The organism is Actinoplanes sp. NPDC051411 (assembly GCF_040682075.1).
Taxonomy (GTDB): domain Bacteria; phylum Actinomycetota; class Actinomycetes; order Mycobacteriales; family Micromonosporaceae; genus Actinoplanes.
This window is the reverse complement of record NZ_JBFBAD010000007.1, coordinates 98,012-104,187: the sequence shown is the minus strand read 5'-3', so window position 1 is coordinate 104,187 and position 6,176 is coordinate 98,012. Positions and strand designations below refer to the sequence as shown.

At 69.7% G+C, this 6,176-nt stretch carries 5 protein-coding genes; 2 read left to right on the top strand and 3 right to left on the bottom strand.

Translation table 11 applies throughout. The features are described from left to right. Nucleotides 1–169 precede the first annotated feature (169 nt). Nucleotides 170–367 (bottom strand): hypothetical protein, encoded by a 198-nt coding sequence (locus AB0M88_RS05950; protein ID WP_364096026.1) that lies wholly within the window; start codon nucleotides 365–367, stop codon nucleotides 170–172. 273 nt (nucleotides 368–640) lie between these two features. On the opposite strand from AB0M88_RS05950, the gene AB0M88_RS05945 reads away from it, so the two are divergent. Continuing rightward, entirely contained in the window at nucleotides 641–1,036 is a 396-nt protein-coding gene (locus AB0M88_RS05945; protein ID WP_364096023.1) for a hypothetical protein, read from the top strand. Nucleotides 1,037–1,154: 118 nt separating this feature from the next. Here the strand turns inward: AB0M88_RS05945 and AB0M88_RS05940 are convergent, their stop codons facing one another. Together AB0M88_RS05940 and AB0M88_RS05935 are read right to left on the bottom strand one after the other, a co-directional pair. Further along, nucleotides 1,155–2,603, bottom strand: a complete 1,449-nt coding sequence (locus tag AB0M88_RS05940) for an endo-1,4-beta-xylanase (RefSeq protein WP_364096020.1) — start codon at nucleotides 2,601–2,603, stop codon at nucleotides 1,155–1,157. 154 nt (nucleotides 2,604–2,757) lie between these two features. Further along, nucleotides 2,758–3,780 carry a ricin-type beta-trefoil lectin domain protein gene (locus AB0M88_RS05935; protein WP_364096160.1) on the bottom strand — a complete coding sequence of 341 codons (1,023 nt, stop codon included), beginning with the start codon at nucleotides 3,778–3,780 and terminating at the stop codon, nucleotides 2,758–2,760. A 362-nt stretch (nucleotides 3,781–4,142) separates the two neighbouring features. Between AB0M88_RS05935 and AB0M88_RS05930 the strand changes: the two genes are divergently transcribed. After that, a complete protein-coding gene (locus AB0M88_RS05930; RefSeq protein ID WP_364096157.1) occupies nucleotides 4,143–6,146 on the top strand; it encodes a family 43 glycosylhydrolase in 2,004 nt (667 codons plus the stop codon). Nucleotides 6,147–6,176 lie beyond the last annotated feature (30 nt).

Genomic DNA, 6,176 nt, shown 5'->3' with positions numbered 1-6,176 from the left:
CCCCGCGGGCTCGCGGGGCGCGGGGGGGGGCGGGGGGTCTCTCCCCGCCGGCCGGCCCCGGGCCGGGGATCGGCGCGGGGGGGGGGGGGGGGGGGGCGGCGACCCGCGGGGCGGGGGCGGGGCGCGGCCGGCGCGGGCCGCAGACCTTCCGAGCCGCTGGTCGCCTATGTCAGCGGCCGAAGGAGAACCGGCGCCTCTTCTGCCGCCGGAAGCCGCCCAGCGTGTCTGCTCCCTGCCGCAGCAGGCGAGTCGCCCGGCTGGGTCCGCGCCGTGCTTCGAGGGCGTCGCTGAGCTTGCGGGCGCCGGCGGCCGCGAGCGGCACGGCGATCGCCATGATGACGAAGCGTCGAATCAGGTTGGGCACCATGGCCGGACTCCTCGGGACAGTGGACGACACCACATATGTACCCGGCGTATCCAGAATCAAGCGTGGAGTTGAACCCCGTCCTGCGCAAGGTCTCGCTCGCGAGGGCACGCCGTCCGACGAAATGCGGCCTCCGTCAGCCGCGCAGCGGCATCAACCCCGGCCCCTCCGAACGGACGACCGCGTTCCGGTGAATGGCCGGAAGCGCCTCGGCAGGCCTCGCCGGCCCAGCATATTTTAGGCGGTAATAGGCGTTTAAAAACGATTGGATGCGTTATGAGAATTGTTCGTGCTGCCGGACTCATCCTCGGGGCCGCCGCGGCCGTCACGGGCATGGCCACCCCCGCCTTCGCGACGACGCCGGAGCCGCCACGCACCGTGGAAACCATGAAGGCGAAGGTCGACACGAAGGCGGACCACATCACCGCCAAGCTGCAGGCGCTGCAGGCCCGGCTCGCCGCCAAACCGAAGCTCGCGGCCGCCCGGACGGTCCTGCTGGCCGACATCACCAAGGCGCTCGCCGACACCGCCGCATGGCGTAAGCAGGTCGACGCGGCGACCACGAAGGCCGGCATCCGCGCCGCCGACCCGGCCCACCAGGCCGTCAAGGTCGACCTCGCCAAGCTGCACGCCGACCTCACCAGCGCCAAGGGCACGACGACGGCCGGCTGAGCCCTCGACGAATCGGACGGTGGCCGAGTCGCTTCGGCGCCCGGCCGGCACTTCGCGGGTCCCGGCCTCCCCGGCCGGGACCCGCGTTCATCGACCTACGGCTGTTTCTCCTCGCCGGTCAGGAGCTGGTGCAGGAGAGGTCGCTGGGCGCGGTGTTGCTGCTCCCGGTGACGGTGAAGCCGAAGGTGGTCGACGCGTTCGCGGCGAGGGAACCGTTGTAGGAGGCGTTGCGGACGCTGACCGCGCCGGTGGTGCCGGTGCCGGTTCCGTTCCAGACGCTGGCGAGGGTCTGCCCACCGGCCAGTGTCAGATAGGCGGTCCAGCCGCTGATCGCGGCGGAGCTGCCGTTGGCCACGGTCACCTCGCCCTGGAAGCCGCCCGGCCAGCTGTTCGCCATCCGGAACGTCGCGGTACAGGCGCCCGTCTGCCCGGTCGGGGGCGGCGTGGTGGGCGCGGTCGTGGGTGGCGTGGTAGGTGGCGTGGTGGGCGCGCTGGTAGGCGGTGTGGTCGGCGGCTGGGTGGTGGGTGCGGCGTTGAGCGCGCCGAGGACCGCGGCGTACGCGGGCTTGGGGTTGCTGTTGCGATCGAAGAGCAGCGGGTTCTCGCTGCCGCGCCAGGAGTCGCTGTCGCGGATGCCCCACGTCGTGATGCCGACGCAGCGGGGGACGTTCACGCAGGCCTGGGTGAGTCCCTGGTACTGGTTGGTCGCCGCGTTGGTGACGTCGACCTCGGTGAGCGCCACGTCCACCCCGAGGGCGCCGAAGTTCGACAGTGTCTGCTGGAAGGTGCTCGGCAGCGAACTACCACCGGTGAAGTGGGTCTGGAAGCCGACGCAGTCGACCGGCACCCCCCGGGCCTTGAAGTCCTTGATCATGTTGTAGACGCCCTGCGTCTTGGCGTAGTTCCAGTTCTCGATGTTGTAGTCGTTGTAGCAGAGCTTCACGCTCGGGTCGGCGGCGCGCGCGGTCCGGAACGCGGCCTCGATCCAGTCGTTGCCGGTCGCCTGCAGGTTGGACTGCCGACGGCTGCCGTCCTCGGCGAAGGCTTCGTTGACCACGTCCCAGTAGGCGAGCTTGCCCCTGTAGTGGGCCATCACGCCGTTGATGTGCTCGATCATCGCCGAACGCAGCGCGCTGCCGCTGAGGTTGCGCCAGAAGGCCGGTTGCTGTCCGTGCCAGGCCAGGGTGTGGCCCCGGACCCGCATGCCGTGCTGAACGGCCCAGTTGTAGATCGCGTCACCGGCGCCGAACGTGAAGTTGCCGCTGCTGGGCTCGGTCGCGTCGGGCTTCATCTCGTTGACGGGGGTCATCATGTCGAACTCGCGGTTGGCGATCGCGAGGAAGCCGGAGTCGCTGAGGCGGTCCTGCCCCATGGCGGCACCGAAATAGCGGCCGCTCAGCTCGGCCGCCGCCTTCAGGGTGGTCCCGGCTGCCCGGGTGGTGTCGGCGTGGGCGACATTGACCAGGACCATCGACGACGCGGCGACCAGCGCGGCGCAGGCGCCGCCGAGAAGCGGTCCGAATCGGCTGCCGGTACGGCGTTTCGGGTGTACGGGAATGTCGTGCATCGATGCGCTCCTCGGTGTTCATACGGTTCTCTGGGAGCGCTCCCACATTCCCGATATCGAAGTATGCCACAGCATTTGAGTGGGTGGTAGCGCCCGAACATCGGCTGTCTTCGATCGAGCGACGAACGGGGTACTCGGGAAGGATCCGGCAGGCTCAGATCCGCGACCACCGCTGATTCGCCGCGGCGGTGCAGGTCCACAGCAGTACGGCCGTACCGTTCGCGGTGAGATTGTGGTCGACGTCCAGGCAGAGCCCGGACTGGACACCCCGGACCGTACCGTCGCTGTTGAATGACCACTGCTGATTGGTGCCGCCGTTGCAGTCCCAGACCTGGACCTTCGTCCCGGCGGCGGCGTTGACCGGCGCGTCCAGGCACTTGCCGAGGGCCTGGATCGAGGCGCCGCTGACCGCCCAACGCTGGTTGGCGCCCCCGTTGCAGTCCCAGATGACCGGCTGGGTGCCGTTGGCGCTGTTGCTGCCGGGAACGTCGAGGCAGCGTCCGGACGAGGTACTGACCAGCGTTCCGGCCGTGCCGCTCCCCCCGGCGTCGCCGATCGTTCCCGGCACCGAGCGCAGCGCGGCGTACCAGGTGGCGGCCATCTTGTCGTAGCCGGCGGCGGTGGGATGGATGCCGTCGGTCAGGTCGGCCGCGGTCAGGGCGGCGTGCATGTCGACGAGGTGGACGTGCTTACCCGCGTTGACCTTGCTCTGCACGATGCCGGGAACGGCGGCGTTGAAGGTACGCGCGGCGGCCTCCTGGCTCGCCGAGGCCAACGGGATGATCGTCGCCACGAACACGTCCGCGGCCGGCGCGCCGGCGGTGATGTGGTCGATGAGGGCCGAGAGCCGGCTCGGCGCCCCGGCGAGGTTGTAGTTCTGCAGTACGTCGTTGGTCCCGATGTGCAGCAGAACCGTCCGCGGGGCGGCGGTACTGAGCCAGCCGGTGATGTTGGCGTCGATCTGGTCGATCCGCCATCCCGGATGACCCTCGTGGTCGTGGTCACCGAGGGCGGCCGGGCCGTTGGACTGCGTGCCGACGAAGTCGACCCGGTAACCACCGGCGGCCAGCCGCTGCCAGAGGCCGATGCGATAGCCGCCGGGAACCTGGGTTCCCTCGGTGATCGAGTCGCCCAGCGGCATGACCCGGACACCGCCGTTCGACTCCGCCGCGGCCATCCCGGCCCGGGTGACCGCGCCGGTCAGGGCCAGCACGGCGACGAGTACGGCGCCGAGGGCGCGCCGTTTGCTTCCGGCCATCTCGATCTCCTGAGGGGTGAGAGCGTTAACACGCTGTGCCCGAGGTTGCCAGAACGTCGTCGGACATTCAAGCACATGAATTTCGCGGAACTCCCGGGCTCATCGGTGAAAACCCGTTATCGGCACCCCGCGGAAATGGTCGGCTTGAACTGTCAGGAAATAGCCTGGCAATATCGGTGAATCCGAATGGGAGCGCTCCCACCCTCTCAGGTACCCCGCCCGTCGATCGTTGTGCCGCCACCGAGGAGACAATCCGCGTGAGACGCCTGCGCCGGCTCACCATGACCGTGGTTCTCGCGCTCAGCCTGAGCGTCGCCGCCGTCGCCACCCGCGCCGAGGCCGCCACCGGCTGCCGGGTCACCTACACCCTCACCAACCAGTGGCAGGGTGGCTTCGGCGCCTCGGTCACCGTCACCAACCTCGGCGACCCCGTCACCGGCTGGAACCTCACCTGGTCGTTCGCCGCCGGCCAGACGGTGAGCCAGGCCTGGAACGCCGCTGTCACCCAAGCCGGATCACAGGTAACGGCGAAGAACATGGACTACAACTCGAGCATCCCGACCGGGGGCGACGCCGGCTTCGGTTTCAACGGCGCCTGGACCTCGTCCAACCCGGTTCCCGCGGCCTTCGCGCTCAACGGAGTTCCGTGCACCGGCGACACCGGACCCACGACCGGGCCGACCACCGGACCCACCACCGGGCCCACCACCGGGCCCACCACCGGGCCCACCACCGGGCCCACCGCCGGGCCGACTACTGGACCGACCACCGGGCCACCTCCCTCGGCGCCGGTCACCTTCAGCAACCCGGTGATCTGGCAGGACTTCGCGGACGGCGACATCATCCGGGTCGGCGACGTGTACTACTACTCGGCGTCGACGATGCACTACTCGCCCGGCGCGCCCATCCTGCGCTCCTACGACCTGGTCAACTGGGAGTACGCCGGGCACTCGGTGCCCCGCCTCGACTTCGACTCACCGGCCTACGACCTCAACGGCGGCCGTGCCTACGTCAAGGGCATCTGGGCGTCGGCCTTCAACTACCGGCCCAGCAACCAGACGTACTACTGGCTCGGCTGCACCGAGTTCAACCGCACGTACGTCTACAGCTCGACCTCGATCGAGAACGGTTGGACCAGGAAGGCCCGCATCAACAACTGCTACTACGACGCCGGGCTGCTGTTCGACGGCGACACCCCGTACGTCGCGTACGGCAACACCACGATCAGCGTCGCCCAGCTGTCGCCCGATCTGACCTCGCAGGTCCGTGCCCAGACCGTTTTCCAGACCCCGTCGGGCATCGGCACCCTCGAAGGCTCCCGGATGTACAAGCGCGGCGACTACTACTACATCTGGTGCACCCGGCCGGCCAACGGCCAGTACGTTCTCCGCTCGACCAGCCCGTGGGGGCCGTACGAGCAGCGCCAGGTCCTGCTCGACCTGCCCGGCCCGATCAGCGGCGGCGGTGTCCCCCACCAGGGCGGCCTCGTGCAGACCCAGAACGGCGACTGGTGGTACATGGCGTTCACCGACGCGTACCCCGGCGGCCGGATGCCGACCCTCGCGCCGATCACCTGGACGAGCGACGGCTGGCCGACCCTGCAGACCGTCAACGGCCGGTGGGGCGCCTCCTATCCCCGGCCGAACCTGCCCTGGCACCCACTCGCCCCGATGACCGGCTCGGACGACTTCACCGGCGCGGCGCTCGGCCCGCAGTATGAGTGGAACCACAACCCGGACACCTCGAAGTTCAGCGTCGGCGGCGGACTGCACCTGTCCACCGCGACCGTGACCAACGACCTCTACAACGCCCGCAACACGCTCACCCGTCGCATCCCGGGCCCGACCTCGGCCGCGACCATCGCCCTCGACTACTCGGCGATGGCCGACGGCGACCGGGCCGGCCTGGCCATGCTGCGCGACCAGTCGGCCTGGATCGGGGTACGCAAGGACAACGGCGTCACCCGGGTCTCGATGACCAACGGCCTGACCATGTCGACCAGCGGGTGGACCACGACCGGCACCGGGAACGAGGCGGCCGGCGCGAACATCTCCGGCGGCCGGATCTGGCTGCGGGTCAACGCCGACATCCGGCCCGGCTCCGGCCGCACCGCGACGTTCTCCTACAGCACCGACGGCACGACGTTCACGACGCTGGGGCCGCCGTTCACGCTCACCAACGACTGGCAGTTCTTCATGGGCTACCGGTTCGGGGTCTTCGACTACGCCACCAGAGCCCTCGGCGGTTCGGCGACCGTCAACCAGTTCGCCGTCACCACCCCCTGACGGTCAAAGGTGATCGCCGGCCGGCCGCCC